The organism is Kitasatospora sp. RG8 (genome assembly GCF_017813315.1).
Classification (GTDB): Bacteria; Actinomycetota; Actinomycetes; order Streptomycetales; family Streptomycetaceae; genus Kitasatospora.
The window spans coordinates 144,351-158,955 of the sequence record NZ_JAGIYX010000010.1 but is presented as its reverse complement, the minus strand read 5'-3'; the positions used below and the strand labels follow the sequence as shown (position 1 = coordinate 158,955).

15 protein-coding genes and 1 pseudogene are annotated in these 14,605 nt (G+C 70.3%); 5 read left to right on the top strand and 11 right to left on the bottom strand.

Features of this window, described 5'->3' with window-relative positions:
- Nucleotides 1-118: 118 nt before the first annotated feature.
- Genes J5Y04_RS17780 through J5Y04_RS17770 form a run of 3 tightly spaced genes read right to left on the bottom strand, consistent with a single transcriptional unit; the run spans nucleotide 119 to nucleotide 901 of the window.
- Nucleotides 119-268 (bottom strand): hypothetical protein, encoded by a 150-nt coding sequence (locus tag J5Y04_RS17780; protein ID WP_209413010.1) that lies wholly within the window; start codon nucleotides 266-268, stop codon nucleotides 119-121.
- Entirely contained in the window at nucleotides 265-504 is a 240-nt protein-coding gene (locus J5Y04_RS17775; protein WP_209413009.1) for a hypothetical protein, read from the bottom strand. Before J5Y04_RS17775 ends, J5Y04_RS17780 begins: the two co-directional genes overlap by 4 nt.
- Before the next feature lie 31 nt (nucleotides 505-535).
- Complete coding sequence (locus J5Y04_RS17770) at nucleotides 536-901, bottom strand: ATP-binding protein (protein WP_307853164.1); 366 nt, start codon at nucleotides 899-901, stop codon at nucleotides 536-538.
- A 262-nt stretch (nucleotides 902-1,163) separates the two neighbouring features.
- On the opposite strand from J5Y04_RS17770, the gene J5Y04_RS17765 reads away from it, so the two are divergent.
- Genes J5Y04_RS17765 through J5Y04_RS17755 form a run of 3 tightly spaced genes read left to right on the top strand, consistent with a single transcriptional unit; the run spans nucleotide 1,164 to nucleotide 2,499 of the window.
- Nucleotides 1,164-2,054 carry a helix-turn-helix transcriptional regulator gene (locus tag J5Y04_RS17765; RefSeq protein ID WP_209413007.1) on the top strand — a complete coding sequence of 297 codons (891 nt, stop codon included), beginning with the start codon at nucleotides 1,164-1,166 and terminating at the stop codon, nucleotides 2,052-2,054.
- A 10-nt stretch (nucleotides 2,055-2,064) separates the two neighbouring features.
- Entirely contained in the window at nucleotides 2,065-2,265 is a 201-nt protein-coding gene (locus J5Y04_RS17760) for a DUF397 domain-containing protein (protein WP_209413006.1), read from the top strand.
- A 33-nt stretch (nucleotides 2,266-2,298) separates the two neighbouring features.
- Nucleotides 2,299-2,499 carry a DUF397 domain-containing protein gene (locus J5Y04_RS17755; protein ID WP_209413005.1) on the top strand — a complete coding sequence of 67 codons (201 nt, stop codon included), beginning with the start codon at nucleotides 2,299-2,301 and terminating at the stop codon, nucleotides 2,497-2,499.
- A gap of 48 nt (nucleotides 2,500-2,547) precedes the next feature.
- Here the strand turns inward: J5Y04_RS17755 and J5Y04_RS17750 are convergent, their stop codons facing one another.
- The gene (locus J5Y04_RS17750) at nucleotides 2,548-3,366 is read right to left on the bottom strand and encodes a hypothetical protein (RefSeq protein WP_209413004.1); all 819 of its coding nucleotides are present in this window, start codon (nucleotides 3,364-3,366) and stop codon (nucleotides 2,548-2,550) included.
- A gap of 324 nt (nucleotides 3,367-3,690) precedes the next feature.
- Here J5Y04_RS17750 and J5Y04_RS17745 point away from each other — a divergent pair, with 324 nt between their 5' ends.
- Nucleotides 3,691-4,431, top strand: coding sequence for a hypothetical protein (locus J5Y04_RS17745; RefSeq protein WP_209413003.1), 741 nt, complete (start codon nucleotides 3,691-3,693; stop codon nucleotides 4,429-4,431).
- Nucleotides 4,432-4,542: 111 nt separating this feature from the next.
- Here the strand turns inward: J5Y04_RS17745 and J5Y04_RS17740 are convergent, their stop codons facing one another.
- The gene (locus tag J5Y04_RS17740) at nucleotides 4,543-4,920 is read right to left on the bottom strand and encodes a carboxymuconolactone decarboxylase family protein (protein WP_209413077.1); all 378 of its coding nucleotides are present in this window, start codon (nucleotides 4,918-4,920) and stop codon (nucleotides 4,543-4,545) included.
- Nucleotides 4,921-5,232: 312 nt separating this feature from the next.
- On the opposite strand from J5Y04_RS17740, the gene J5Y04_RS17735 reads away from it, so the two are divergent.
- Nucleotides 5,233-5,613: a VOC family protein gene (locus tag J5Y04_RS17735; RefSeq protein WP_209413002.1), complete on the top strand. Its 381-nt coding sequence runs from the start codon at nucleotides 5,233-5,235 to the stop codon at nucleotides 5,611-5,613.
- A gap of 103 nt (nucleotides 5,614-5,716) precedes the next feature.
- Here J5Y04_RS17735 and J5Y04_RS17730 read toward each other — a convergent pair whose 3' ends face one another.
- The 6 genes and pseudogenes from J5Y04_RS17730 to J5Y04_RS17705 form a co-directional block, all read right to left on the bottom strand.
- On the bottom strand, nucleotides 5,717-6,769 hold the full coding sequence (locus J5Y04_RS17730) for a 2-oxoacid:ferredoxin oxidoreductase subunit beta (protein WP_209413001.1): 1,053 nt from the start codon (nucleotides 6,767-6,769) through the stop codon (nucleotides 5,717-5,719).
- An 86-nt stretch (nucleotides 6,770-6,855) separates the two neighbouring features.
- Nucleotides 6,856-8,805, bottom strand: a pseudogene (locus J5Y04_RS17725) (2-oxoacid:acceptor oxidoreductase subunit alpha); the annotation flags it as partial.
- Nucleotides 8,806-9,237: 432 nt separating this feature from the next.
- Nucleotides 9,238-9,900, bottom strand: a complete 663-nt coding sequence (locus J5Y04_RS17720) for a response regulator transcription factor (protein ID WP_209412999.1) — start codon at nucleotides 9,898-9,900, stop codon at nucleotides 9,238-9,240.
- Between the two features lie 118 nt (nucleotides 9,901-10,018).
- Nucleotides 10,019-11,029 carry a polyprenyl synthetase family protein gene (locus J5Y04_RS17715; protein WP_209412998.1) on the bottom strand — a complete coding sequence of 337 codons (1,011 nt, stop codon included), beginning with the start codon at nucleotides 11,027-11,029 and terminating at the stop codon, nucleotides 10,019-10,021.
- Nucleotides 11,030-11,260: 231 nt separating this feature from the next.
- The gene (nuoN, locus tag J5Y04_RS17710) at nucleotides 11,261-12,850 is read right to left on the bottom strand and encodes an NADH-quinone oxidoreductase subunit NuoN (RefSeq protein ID WP_307853173.1); all 1,590 of its coding nucleotides are present in this window, start codon (nucleotides 12,848-12,850) and stop codon (nucleotides 11,261-11,263) included.
- 68 nt (nucleotides 12,851-12,918) lie between these two features.
- Entirely contained in the window at nucleotides 12,919-14,550 is a 1,632-nt protein-coding gene (locus tag J5Y04_RS17705) for an NADH-quinone oxidoreductase subunit M (protein WP_209412996.1), read from the bottom strand.
- Nucleotides 14,551-14,605: the final 55 nt, after the last annotated feature.

Sequence of the window (14,605 nt, the reverse complement as noted above, 5' to 3'; positions counted from 1 at the left end):
ACGCCACCGCCCACCCCGCCTCGGTGTCCGGTCTGGCAACAACGGCTCTATCCGCGCCCACTGCGCGTCAGTCAACGGCACGACCAGACCAACGATCCGATGATCGGAAAGAAACGCCCTAGTTCGGCGTACGCCCGGTGGGCGCGTCGTCCTCGGGCTTTGCAACATTGAGAGCGGTGATGACGCCCAGGACGACGGTGGCGATCGCGAGTGCGAGCAGGACGGCGAAGGCGGCGCCGATCAGGAACTCGGCAGTGCCGGATCTCATCGGCGGATCCCGATGACGCGGTGGCCGAGGTGGGCGGCGAGGCCATGGAGGAGCTCGTAGGCCTGGTCGCGGGTGAGGGGGAAGGCGAGCTGTTCGCCCGGGCCGGCGTGGATGTCCAGGTCGACGGCGAGGCGGAGCTGCACGGTCGCGTCGGGAACGGCCTCAACGATGAGGTAGGGGACGGTCGTTCGCTCGACCTGGGTGGAGCCGGTGACGAGCGGGATCAGGACTCCCACGGTTCACCCCGCAGGGAGAGGAGGGGGTGGTTCACGCGGCGGCGTCCAACTCGAACCAGACGCTCTTGCCGCGCTTGCGCGGGTCGGTCCCGAAGCGGTGGGTGAGCGAGCGGACGAGGTGGAGGCCGCGCCCGGAGAGCTCGTAGGGGTCGGCGGAGGCACGCCTTTCGGGGAGGTCGGGGCTGTCGTCGCTGACCGAGACGCGGAGCGTCCGGTTCAGGAGGACGACCACCACGAGGGGCGCCTGGCTGCCGGCGTGCTTCCACGCATTCACGAAGAGCTCATGAAGGGCGAGCTCGGCGTCGTGGATGACGTCGTCCGGCCAGCCGGAGGCGTTGAGGACGTCACGCAGCTCGTCACGGGCGGCGGACCAGTCGGGAGGGTTGAAGGCACGCACGAAGAACCTCCGAAGAAGGAGAGGGAGTTCGCGGCGGAGACGTGACCGTGAGCCAGGCCGCACATGGCTGCTCTGCGGCGCCCGGACAGGGCATTACTGACGCTCAGTCGTGTGATCGGTGCAACACTGAGAGTAAGGCCACAGGTTCCACGCGTGCAACACAATCGCGGAAGATGGCCCCTGAGGCCGAGTAACCTCACTCTTGTGAGTGGCGCCCGGCGCGCTCGAAGCGGGAAACTGCTCCGACACGGAAGGAAGACCCTTGGCACTCAGGACTCAAATCAGCGAACGGCAGAAGCGGTTCGGCGCTGAGCTGAGGAGACTGCGTGAGTCTGCCGGGCTGGCCGTGAAGGATGCCGGCGCCCTCGTCGGCATGGGCGGCCCGCAACTCAGCCACATCGAGGCCGCCCGCACCGGGCTCGATCCGGATCGGCTCGTCACGCTACTTGCGGCCTACGGGTGCACGGATGCTACCTACGTCGAGCTTCTGCAAGATCTGGGCAGCAGTGACGGCAAAGGCTGGTGGACGACATACAAGGGCAAGGTTCCCGCGCTCGCCCTCGATCTGGCCGAGGCCGAGGGCCGAGCCGTCCGCCTGGAAGGCTACGACGCGCTCTACATCCCTGGAGTCTTTCAACTGCCCGCATACGCAGAAGCGATCTATGCGGACAGCTACCACAGCGGCAAGTGGGATGTCGCGACGTCCGTTCAGTTCCGTGTGGATCGGCAGCGGATTCTGATCGATGACAAGGACAGGCAGTTTCACTTCGTTATTCACGAAGCAGCGTTGCGCATGCGATTCCCGGGCGAGGATGTCATGCGAGCTCAGCTACTTCACCTGCTTGACATGGCAGAACTCCCTAACGTCACCATCCAGATTCTTCCGTTCACCGCACCGAAGCACGCTCCGCTATCCTATTCGTTCCTGTTCTGCGACCCCGGTTGCGCCGCACTGTCGACAGTCGTTCTCGATGGCCCCAAGCGTGCCGAGCACCTTGGCGATCAGGCCGACATCGCGGCGTATCGCCTGAAGTTTGAGCAGCTGAGCGATGTCTCGCTGCCGGCCATCGACACGAGCAGGTCTCTGCGTGACCTACCCTTCCGCAGCTCGCTCGGACTGATCCAACACCTCCTCTATCTACTCCCGAACTGAAGGGCGTCTCATGTCCTATCTCTCCTGGCAGAAGTCGTCATACAGCGAGGGAGAAGGCTCCAACAACTGCCTCGAAGTGGCCCCTGGAACCGGCGACATCCGCCACCTCCGTGAGTCCGACGACCCGGACGTCATCGTCACCACCACCGCCGCCAGGCTCCGCGCCTTCATCCTCGGCGCCAAGGCTGGCGACTTCGATCACCTCGCCTAAGCGGCCGTGGCCCTCGCCTCCAAGGAGCTACCCATGCAACAGCTGAGCTGGCAGAAGTCGTCATACAGCGATGCGGACGGCGCCGACAATTGCCTCGAAGTGGCCCCTGGAACCGGCGATGCCCGCCACCTCCGCGAGTCCGACGACCCGGACGTCATCGTCACCACCACCACCGCCAAGCTCCGCGCCTTCATCCTCGGGGCCAAGGCCGGCGAGTTCGACCACCTCGTCTGACCTCCCCGGCCCGGGCGATGGCCGCCGCCACCACGGCAGCCATCGCCCCTACCAGTCAGGACCGACGCCGTTGCACTCGGCGCCCGGGCAGCCGCTGGCGTAGACCTGGCTGACGCCGATCGCCATCAGATACCGGTGTCCCGCATACGCCTTGGCCTTGAGCCCCTCGGCGTCCACTCTCCGCCAGTCGAAATACACCACGCGCTCGGACTCCCGGTCCAGATACGGCTTCGCGTCCGGACCGCTCAGTGAAGGCCGGTCGTCCCAACTCCCGTTCACTGACGGAAATCCCTTGCCGTCCATGACTGCCACGGTCAGGGCGATCCGCTTCCGCCCATCGCCCGGCACGTGATCGACGCTGACCGCGTTCGGCCGGGCCAGCGCCTCCGCCGTCTGCTCGGCCGTGGCGTCGGAACCCGGGCTGTGCACGTGCCGCAGCTGCTGCAGCAGCGTCTTGCCGTCCGAGCGCGGCTTCCACCCGCCCCCGGCCAGTGCCCCGTCCAGGTCCGCGAGCCGCGGTTCGATCTCGCCGTCGAACGCCGCGTACAGCACCGTCGTCCGCTCGCAGGTCACCCCCGACCACGCCCGCTTCCCGCCGAAGGACTCGCTGCGGGCCTCGGCATGGCAGCGGTCGGCGACCGAGCTGTCGAGGACCTCCGCCCAGGGCGCCGCCACCCGTAGCCGTGCCGTCTGCTCGTCGGCGAACGCCACCGCCCTTTCGCGCGCCTCACGCGTCTCGGCGGACCGGGCCAGCCCTGCCGCGTCCGGCGCCTTGGGAATGGCGGTCAGGTCGTGGATCGCCCAGGCGAGCCCTGCGACGACGACCACCGCCGCCGCCGCAACCAGGCCCAGCAACGTCAGCAGCACCCGCCGTATCCCGGCCCGGACCGAGTTCTCCCCCGCACTCATGGCCACCACCGTAGCGACGGCCGCGCCCGAAGCAGCGGCCCGAGATGCTCCGAGACGCCGCCTCAACGGACCCGGGACCGCCCGGAACGCTGCGCCGCAGGTGCGCGCCCCGGCCGCCCCGGCAAACACCACGGCCGTACCGGCTCGTCAACAGCCCCGACGCGGTCACGTCACACTCGGGTCAAAAACCCGCCAAGGCCATGGTGCGCTCCCCCGCCCCCGCGCTATCAACAGAGGTACCAGCACCGCTACTTGGCGGTGCGGAACACGGGGGGACTTCCCATGAACCGCCTCAGCACCGGTAGAAGCATGCGGGCACTCGTCGGACTGGCAGCCGTCGGCGCACTGACCCTCACCGCCTGCAACGACGACAACTCGTCGGACTCGGCGAAGAACACCCCGCCGCCGGCCGCCGCCCCGACGACCTCGGCAGCCGCCCCGACCACGCCGGCCACCTCACCGACCACGCCGGCCACCTCACCGACCGCCCCGGCCGCCGCGAGCCCGTCCGCCAGCGCCTCGACCGGCACCTCGGCCAGTGCTCCCGCACCCGCCACCGGCGGCGGCACGGACGCGGCTCCCGGCCAGACCTTCAAGATCGGCCAGCCCGCCCAGGTGCAGTTCACCTCGGGCAGCACCAAGGGCGTCATCGCCCTGTCCGTCAGCTCGATCGAGACGGGCGACCCGGCCGACCTCGACGCGCTCAAGCTGGGCGACAAGGTGAAGGGCCTCGTCCCGTACTACGTGCACTACACGATCACCAACACCGGGACCACCGACCTGGCCTACACCAGCGTGGACCACATCAAGGGCCTCCTGCCGGACGGCAGCGAGGCCCAGGAGCTGATGATCATCGGCAGCTTCGCCAAGTGCCCGAGCTCCTCGCTGCCGAAGGGCTTCACCAACGGCAAGACCGCCCAGGCCTGCGCGGTCGCGCTCGCCCCGACCGCCACCAAGGTCACGGGCGCCGAGTACTGGGGCTCCCCGTACACCCTCGGCAAGGGCGCCATCTCCTGGAAGTGACGTCCGGATCCCGAGCGGGCGTGGAGCCGGTGAAACCCCCGGTTCCACGCCCGCTTCCGTCCGCTCCCGTCCGCTTCCATCCGGTTGCCCGACCGTCCACCGGCCGTCCGCTCAGCCCTGCGCCGCGGCACCCACCGGCGACAGGCCGCGCTCGGCAAAGACCTTCTTCGCCACGAACGTGGCGTTGAGGGCGCGCGGCATGCCGCAGTAGACGGCCGAGTGCAGCAGCGCCTCGACGATCTCCTCGGGGCTGAGGCCGACGTTGAGGGCCGCGTTGATGTGCACGTCCAGCTGCGGCTCGCAGCCGCCGAGGGCGGTGAGCATGCCGAGGGTGACCAGCTGCCGGTCACGGGGGGCCAGGCCGGGCCGGTCGTAGATGTCGCCGAACGCCCAGGCGACGACCTGGTGGCCCAGCTCCGGCGAGACGTCCGCCAGCGCGTCGATGACCCTCTGGCCGCCCTCCCCGTCGATGCGGGTGAGGACCTCCATCCCGTGGTCGAAGCGCTCCTGGCGGGTCGCGGCGGGGGCGGGGGCGACGGCGGTGCTGTTCACAGGTGGTCCGTTTCCGCCGCCCGGGGGCGGCTGTTCGTCGTGGACGGTCGAGTCCTCCGGCCGCGGGGAGGGTCTCTCCGCCGGCCACAACAGGGACAGTAGAAGTTTGAGTCCGCTCTAACGCAAGCGTCTTGGGTGTGCTCCGGGACGCACGCCCCGCCACGCCCGCCCACCCCCCCTTGCACGATTCTCCGTACTATGTATAGTGTACTGCGTACGGGATATTCGCCGACGAGAGGGCACTCATCCATGCAGATCACCGCCGCCGCCGTTTCGCTCACCGTCGAGGACGAGGCCGCCTCCTCGGCCTTCCTGCAGACGCACTTCGGGTTCACCGAGCAGATGGCCGCCGACGGATTCGTCTCGCTCGGACGGGAGGACTCCGGGATGAACGTGATCTACCTGCGGCGCGGCAACGAGGTGCTGCCGGCAGGGTTCCGCGACCAGCACGCCGCCGGGCTGATCCTCGCCTTCAACGTCACCGGCCTGGAGGACGAGGAGGCCCGCCTCCGCAGCGAGGGCGTGGAGATCACCATGCCCCTGCTGGAGGAGCCGTGGGGCGAGAAGCTGTTCCAGGTCACCGACCCGAACGGGGTCGTGATCCAGCTGGTCGAGTGGGTCCAGCAGTAACCGCCGACAGGAACCGGCGGTAGGAACGACAGCAGTAACCGCCGGCAGGAACGACGGCGCCCCCCGGCCGAGGCCGGGGGGCGCCGTCACCGTGCAACCGACCTCAGTCGACGGTCCAGGTGTCGTTCCCGGCCAGCAGCGCGGCCAGCTCGCCCCGGCCGCGCTGATCGGCCGCCGCGGCCAGCTGGGCAGCCATCAGCTCGTCGTACACCGGCCGCTTCACGCTCCGCAGCACACCGATCGGAGTGTGGTGCAGCGTGTCCGTGTCGGCGATCCGCGAGAGGGCGAACGCCCCGGCCGGACCCGCGGCGTGGGCGTCGTGGACGACCACCGACGCCTCGTTCCCGGCGGTGACGGCGTCGACGAACAGCTCGCCGTCCGGACCGCGGAAGACGCCCTGGGCGCGGTCCGCGCCGAACCGGATCGGCTGTCCGTGCTCCAGGCGGATCAGCGCCTCGTCCCGGGTTCCCGGCTCCTTCAGCACCTCGAAGGCGCCGTCGTTGAAGATGTTGCAGTTCTGGTAGATCTCCACCAGCGCCGTGCCCTCGTGCTCGGCCGCCGCCCGCAGCACCGACTGGAGGTGCTGGCGGTCGGAGTCGATCGTCCGCGCGACGAACGACGCCTCCGCGCCGATCGCCAGCGAGAGCGGGTTGAACGGGGCGTCCAGCGAGCCCATCGGCGTCGACTTGGTGATCTTGCCGACCTCGCTGGTCGGCGAGTACTGGCCCTTGGTGAGGCCGTAGATCCGGTTGTTGAACAGCAGGATCTTCAGGTTGACGTTCCGCCGCAGCGCGTGGATCAGGTGGTTGCCGCCGATCGAGAGCGCATCGCCGTCACCCGTCACCACCCACACGCTCAGGTCCTGCCGGGACGACGCGAGCCCGGTGGCGATGGCCGGCGCGCGGCCGTGGATCGAGTGAACGCCGTAGGTGTTCATGTAGTACGGGAAGCGTGAGGAACAGCCGATCCCGGAGACGAAGACGGTGTTCTCCCGCTTGATCCCCAGCTCCGGCATGAAGGACTGCACGGCCGCCAGGATCGCGTAGTCACCGCACCCCGGGCACCAGCGCACCTCCTGGTCCGTCTTGAAGTCCTTGGCGCTCTGCGGCGCCTCGCTCTTCGGGACCAGCTTCAACGAGGGGAACTGCTCGCTCATCGGTTGTCCTCCTCGCCCGCCGACACGGCCGCCGGCTCGCCCGCCGATTCGTGCGGCGACTCGTGCGGCGACTCTTCCAGGCTGCCGACCGCCGCCCACAGAACATCCGCCAACTGGGCCGCCTTGAAAGGAAGTCCGCGTACCTGGTTGTAGGACTGCGCATCCACCAGGTACTTGGCGCGCAGCAGCAGCGCCAGCTGTCCGAGGTTCATCTCGGGGACGATAACCTTGTCATAACCCTTCAACACCGAGCCGAGATTGGCCGGGAAGGGGTTCAGGTTCCGCAGGTGGGCCTGGGCGACGCGGCCGCCGTCCGCGCGGACCCTGCGGACGGCCGCGGTGATCGGCCCGTAGGTCGAACCCCAGCCGAGCACCAGCACCCGCGCATCGCCGGACGGGTCGTCAACATCGATAGCAGGAACGGTAATCCCGTCCACCTTGGCCTGCCGGGTGCGGACCATGAAGTCGTGGTTGGCCGGGTCGTACGAGATGTTGCCGGTGCCGTCCTGCTTCTCGATGCCGCCGATCCGGTGCTCCAGGCCCGGGGTGCCGGGCACCGCCCAGGGGCGGGCCAGCGTCTGCGGGTCGCGCAGGTAGGGCCAGAACGCGCCGTCCTCCCGGTTCGGGCCGGTGGCGAAGTCCGGCTCGATCGCGGGCAGTTCGCCGACCTCGGGGATCCGCCACGGCTCGGAGCCGTTGGCCAGGTAGCCGTCCGAGAGCAGGAACACCGGCGTCCGGTAGGTCACCGCGATCCGTGCCGCCTCCAGCGCCGCGTCGAAGCACTCGGCCGGAGTGGCCGGGGCCACGATCGGCACCGGCGCCTCGCCGTTGCGCCCGAACATCGCCTGCAGGAGGTCCGCCTGCTCGGTCTTGGTCGGCAGGCCGGTGGACGGCCCGCCGCGCTGGATGTCGACCACCAGCAGCGGCAGTTCGAGCGAGACGGCCAGACCGATGGTCTCGCTCTTGAGCGCCACGCCCGGGCCCGAGGTGGTGGTCACGCCGAGCGCGCCGCCGAAGGCCGCGCCGAGCGCCGCGCCGATGCCGGCGATCTCGTCCTCGGCCTGGAAGGTGCGGACCCCGAAGTTCTTGTGCTTGCTCAGCTCGTGCAGGATGTCCGAGGCCGGGGTGATCGGGTACGAGCCGAGGTAGAGCGGCAGCCCGGAGCGCTCGGCGGCGGCGATCAGGCCGTAGGAGAGGGCCAGGTTCCCCGAGATGTTGCGGTAGCGGCCCGGTGGCAGCTTGGCCGGCGGCACCTCGTAGGAGACCGCGAAGGACTCCGTCGTCTCGCCGAAGTTCCAGCCCGCCCGGAAGGCGCTGATGTTGGCCTCGGCGATCTGCGGCTTCTTCGCGAACTTGCTGCGCAGGAAGGTCTCGGTGCCGCGGGTGGGCCGGTGGTACATCCAGGAGAGCAGCCCCAGGGCGAACATGTTCTTCGCCCGCTCGGCGTCCTTGCGGGCCAGGCCGCTGTCCTTGAGCGCTTCGAGGGTCAGCGTCGTCAGCGGCACCTTGTGCAGGTGGAAGGCCTCCAGCGAGCCGTCGGCCAGCGGGTCTGCCGGGTAGCCCACCTTGGCCAGGGCCCGCTTGGTGAACTCGTCGGTGTTGACGATGATCTCCGCGCCCCGCGGCAGGTCCGGCAGGTTCGCCTTGAGGGCGGCCGGGTTCATCGCCACCAGGACGTTGGGCGCGTCCCCCGGGGTCAGGATGTCGTGGTCGGCGAAGTGCAGCTGGAAGGACGAGACGCCCGGCAGCGTTCCGGCAGGGGCCCGGATCTCGGCCGGGAAGTTGGGCAGGGTGGAGAGGTCGTTGCCGAAGGACGCCGTCTCCGAGGTGAAGCGGTCACCGGTGAGCTGCATACCGTCGCCGGAGTCCCCGGCGAACCGGATGATCACCCGGTCCAGTCTGCGAATCGGCTTGGCGCGCCTGGGCTGCGGACTCGGCGGCACGGCGGCACCGGAGCGGTCCTCGCCCGCCCCGGAGCGGCCCTCTTCGCCGTCCGAGCCGTCCACTGCTTCTGACTGATCGACCTGACTGGTCACTGCCGCGGACCTCCTCGTGGGCACCAGCCGCGGGCGTGAGCCGTGTGCCCCGTCCGCCTGGTGCACCTCTCGCATCCTATGCGGGTAAGGATTGCCTTGGACGGAACTCCCCGATGCGGCGGGAAATCACCGCCACATCGGGTCGGAAATCACCACCGCACCGGGCCGGAAATCACCACCGCACCCGGTCGGGAAATCACGGCCACACCCCGTACAACGCCCCGGGACCTCGGTCTCATACCGGGCCCGTGGGCGGGCGCCACCAACTCACCCGGTTCCCGTTCCTCCGGATCCCACATGTTCGGGTCCCACGTGTTCGGGTCCCACGTGTTCGGGTCCCACGTGTTCGGGTCCCACGTGTTCGGGTCACACGTGTTCGGGTCCCACGTGTTCGGGTCACACGTGTTCGGGTCACACGTGTTCGGGTGCGCACTACGAGTTCAGGTAAGTGAGCACCGCCAGCACCCGGCGGTGGTCCTCGGAGCTCTGGGTCAGGCCCAGCTTGAGGAAGATGTTGCTGACGTGCTTCTCCACCGCACCGTCCGAGACCACCAGCTGCTTGGCCACCGCCGTGTTGGTCCGGCCCTCGGCCATCAGCCCGAGCACCTCGCGCTCGCGCGGGGTCAGCCCGGCCAGCACGTCGCCCTTGCGGCTGCGGCTGAGCAGCTGCTGCACGACCTCCGGGTCCAGCGCGGTGCCGCCGCCGGCGACCCGGACCACCGCGTCCACGAACTCGCGCACCTCGGCCACCCGGTCCTTCAACAGGTAGCCCACGCCCCGGGTGGAACCGGCCAGCAGCTCGGAGGCGTACCGCTCCTCCACGTACTGCGACAGCACCAGGACGCCCAGGTCCGGGTAGAGGCCGCGGAGCGTGACGCAGGCACGGACGCCCTCGTCGGTGTGGGTGGGGGGCATCCGGACATCGGCGACCACCACGTCGGGCAGCGCGCCGCCCTCGGCCAGGTCGTGGACGGCCTTCAGCAGCGCCTCGCCGTCCCCGACACCTGCCACGACCTCCAGACCCCGGTCGGTGAGCAGCCTGGTCAGGCCCTCCCGCAGCAGTACGGAGTCCTCGGCGATGACGACGCGAAGCATGGGGGCCTTCCGGTCGGGCGGTGCTGCGGGCTGAGCTGACGACGGCCAGTCTTCCCTACTCGCACCACCACCGGGCGACAAAATCACACCGGGGCCCGGACTCGTCCGGGCCGGCGCCTCACATCGTGCGGATGGCCACCGCGTCGCAGAGTCCCTGGAGCGCCGCCTTGGCCGCGCCCTCCGGCAGCGGGCCGAGCAGCGCGCGGGCCTCCTCGGCGTGCCGCAGCGTCTCCCGGCGGGCGTGCTCCAGCGCCGGGTGGCGGCGCAGCAGCCGCAGCGCCTCGGAGTGCAGCTCGTCGTCGCCGAGGTCGGAGTCGATCAGCTCGCGCAGCCGCAGGTCGGCCGGGTCCGACTCGTCCACCGGCATCTGCCGCAGCAGCAGGGTGGGCAGGGTCGCCACGCCCTCGCGCAGGTCGGTGCCGGGGGTCTTGCCGGACTCGTGGCCGTCACTGGCGATGTCGAGCACGTCGTCGGCCAGCTGGAACGCGATGCCGATGCGCTCGCCGTACGCGCTGAGGATGTCCGTGATCCAGGGCTCGGCGCCGGCCAGCAGTGCTCCTATCCGGCAGGAGACGGCGATCAGCGAACCGGTCTTGCCGGCGAGCACGTCGAGGTAGTGGTGCAGCGGGTCGTCGTCCGGGCCGGGACCGGCCGTCTCCAGGATCTGGCCGGTGACCAGCCGCTCGAAGGCGTCGGCCTGCACGCGGACGGCCTCCGGGCCGAGGTCGGCGAGCACCTGGGAGGCACGGGAGAAGAGGAAGTCGCCGGTGAGGATGGCGACCGAGTTGTCCCAGCGCGAGTTGGCGCTGGGGGCGCCGCGGCGCACGGGGGCCTCGTCCATCACGTCGTCGTGGTAGAGCGTCGCGAGGTGGGTCAGCTCGACGACGACGGCGGCCGGCACCACACCGGGGGCGTTGGCGTCACCGAACTGGGCGGCGAGCATCACCAGCAGGGGGCGGAAGCGCTTGCCGCCCGCTTCCATCAGGTGGCTGGCGGTGACGGTCACGAACGGGACGTCGCTCTTCACGGCCTCGATGAGCGCGGCCTCCACCGCGTCCATCCCGGCCTGGACGTCACGGGTCAGATCGCGGTCCTGCACGCTGAGCCCAAAGGGTCCCACGACGGTCACGAAGACCACTCCTCTGTCCCTGGTCGATCTAGCGGCCTGGTCCCTGAGTGCCGCCGCTGGCCATACAGGCAGGGTATCCGGTCGCGAGTGGATCACTGCACGGGCGTGCGGATCCTGTCATGGTCGGGCCGGACGCGCTGGTCGGAGCCGGTCCGGGAGCGGCGCGTCCGGGCCGCGCGGATGCGCGCGCGGCCCGGACGGCGGAGCGCCGGCGGGTGGCCGGCCCGGGGCTCAGCGGACGAAGAGCGAGGCCTTCGACGCCAGGTCCAGGAAGTACTGCGGAAGCAGGCCGAGGCCGAGGGTGACGAGGACTCCGAAGCCGATCGCCGTGGCCGTGAAGGCGCTCGGGATGGCCACGGTCGGGCCGCCCGGCTGCGGGTCGGAGAAGAACATCAGCACGATCACCCTGATGTAGAAGAACGCGGCCACCGCCGAGCTGAGCACACCGACGATCACCAGCGGGGTCGCCCCGCCCGCCGCCGCGGCCTGGAAGACCGCGAACTTCCCGGTGAAGCCCGAGGTGAGCGGGATCCCCGCGAAGGCCAGCAGGAAGAGCGCGAAGACCGCCGCGACCAGCGGCGAGCGCCGGCCCAGCCCGGCCCAGCTGGACAGGTGGGTGGCCTCGCCCTTGGAGTCGCGCACCAGGGTGACCACGGCGAAGGCGCCGAGCGTCACGAAGGAGTACGCCAGCAGGTAGAACAGCACCGAGCTGAGGCCCTGCTTGTTGGTGGCGATCACACCGGTCAGGATGAAACCGGCGTGCGCGATGGAGGAGTAGGCGAGCAGCCGCTTCACGTCCTGCTGGGTGACGGCCAGGATCGCGCCGACCACCATGGTCAGGATCGCCACGCCCCAGAGCACCGGCCGCCAGTCCAGCCGCAGGCCCGGGAAGGCCACGTAGAACAGCCGGAGGAAGGCGCCGAACGCGGCCACCTTGGTCGCGGCCGCCATGAAACCGGTGACCGGGGTCGGCGCGCCCTGGTAGACGTCCGGGGTCCAGGAGTGGAACGGCACCGCGCCGACCTTGAAGAGCAGGCCGACCGCGAGCATCGCCAGGCCCACCAGCAGCAGCGCGTCGTTCTGGGTGGTGGAGAGCAGGGCCGGGGTGGCCAGCGCCTTGCCGGAGATGACGTCCGCGATGTCGCCGAGCCGCACGCTGCCCGCGTACCCGTACAACAGGGCGGTTCCGAAGAGGAAGAACGCCGAGGCGAAGGCGCCGAGCAGGAAGTACTTGACCGCCGCCTCCTGGGAGAGCAGCCGGCGCCGGCGGGCCAGCGCGCAGAGCAGGTAGAGCGGGAGGGAGAAGACCTCCAGCGCCACGAACATGGTCAGCAGGTCGTTGGCCGCGGGGAAGAGCAGCATGCCGCCGACCGCGAACATGGTCAGCGGGAAGACCTCGCTGGTGCCGAAGCCCGCCCGGACCGCGGCGCGCTCCTGCTCGCCGCCCGGGGTGGCGGCGGCCTGCGCCGCGAAGGCGTCGGCCGGCTCGCCGCCGGCCTTGGGCTCCAGCCTGCGCTCGGCGTAGGTGAGCACCGCGACCACGGCGGCCAGCAGGATCACGCCCTGCAGGAAGAGCGCCGGGCCGTCCAGCGCGATCGCGCCCATCGCCAGCAGGTCGACCTTGGTGGAGCCGTAGCCCTGGGAGGCGAGCACCACCACGGCGGTGAACGCGCCGGCCAGGCCGAGCAGGGCCAGCCAGACCTGCGCCCGGTGCCGGTGCCGGCGCGGGACGAAGGCCTCCAGCAGGACGCCCGCCACGGCGGTGGCGAACACCACCAGCATCGGGGAGAGCAGCCCGTACTCGATGTGCGGCGCCGGGATGCTCTGGGTGTTGCCCCCGGCGGCGGCGAGGCTGTTGCCGCCGGCGGCGGCGAGCCATCCGGTGGTGCTCACTTGTGCTCACCTCCTGAGGTGGCGTCTCCGTGGGCGGCGACCGGGTGGGCCGGTGCCGGGTCGGACTGGTGGACCTGCGAGAGGGTCGCGTCCACCGCCGGGTTGACGATGTCGGTGAGCGGCTTCGGGTAGACGCCGAGCAGGACGGTCAGCGCCACCAGCGGGGCGACGACCGCGAGCTCGCGCACCTTGAGGTCGGACATGCTGCGCACCCCGTCCTTGACCGGGCCGGTCATGGTGCGCTGGTAGAGCAGCAGGGCGTAGAGCGCGGCGAGCACGATGCCGAAGGTGGCGACGATGCCGATCGCCGGGTACCGGGTGAAGGTGCCGACCAGGACGAGGAACTCGCTGACGAACGGCGCCAGGCCGGGCAGCGAGAGGGTGGCCAGTCCGCCGATCAGGAACGTCCCGGCGAGCACCGGGGCGACCTTCTGCACGCCGCCGTAGTCGGCGATCAGGCGGGAGCCGCGGCGGGAGATCAGGAAGCCGGCCACCAGCATCCACGCGGCGGTGGAGATGCCGTGGTTCACCATGTAGAGGGTGGCGCCGCTCTGGCCCTGGCTGGTCAGCGCGAAGATGCCCATGATGATGAAGCCGAAGTGCGAGATGGAGGCGTAGGCGACCAGCCGCTTGATGTCCTTCTGGCCGATGGCGAGCAGCGCGCCGTAGATGATCCCGATCACCGAGAGGACCAGGATCGCCGGGGCGAAGGTCTTCGAGGCGTCCGGGAAGAGGCCGAGGCAGTAGCGGAGCATCGCGAAGGTGCCGACCTTGTCGACCACCGCGGTGATCAGCACGGCCGTTCCGGCGGTGGACTCCCCCATCGCGTTCGGCAGCCAGGTGTGCAGCGGCCAGAGCGGGGCCTTCACCGCGAAGGCGAAGAAGAAGCCGAGGAACAGCGCCTTCTCGGCGGTGCCGCTGAGCACCAGCCGGCCGTCGGCGATCGCACCGGTCAGCGTCGGCAGGTCGAAGGTCGCGAAGCCCTGGTCCTGCGCGATCACGTACAGGCCGATCACGGCGGCCAGCATGACCAGGCCGCCGAGCAGGTTGTAGAGCAGGAACTTCACCGCGGCGTACGAGCGCTGGCGTGCCGACTCGGGGCCGCCCGCCCTGTCGCCGAAGCCGCCGATCAGGAAGTACATCGGGATCAGCATGGCTTCGAAGAAGACGTAGAAGACGAAGACGTCTGTGGCGTAGAAGGAGACGATCACCATCGCCTCGACCGCCAGGATCAGGGCGAAGAAGCCCTGGGTGCGCCTGCGGTTCTCGAAGGTGCCGTCCGGCGCGGCGGGCCCCGGGTCGGCGTCGTGCCAGGAGGCCAGCATCACGATCGGGACCAGCACCGCGGTGAGCAGTGCCAGCACGGTGCCGATGCCGTCCACGCCGAGCGAGAAGTCGATGCCGAAGGAGCGGATCCAGCTGTAGGACTCGGTCAGCTGGTAGCGCGCCCCGCCCGGCTCGAACCGCACGGCCACGGCGGCGGCCAGGGCCAGGGTGACGGCCGAGACGCCGAGCGCGACGGCCTTGGTGGTCCGCCGCCGGGCCTCGGTGGACCCGGCGGGCAGCGCGGCGGTGAGCACCGCGCCGGCCGCCGGGACGGCGCAGGTGACGGACAGCAGGTAGCTCATGCCGCCACCCCTGCCCCAGCCGCCGGCCGGGGGGACCCCCGACGCCCGGCGGGGG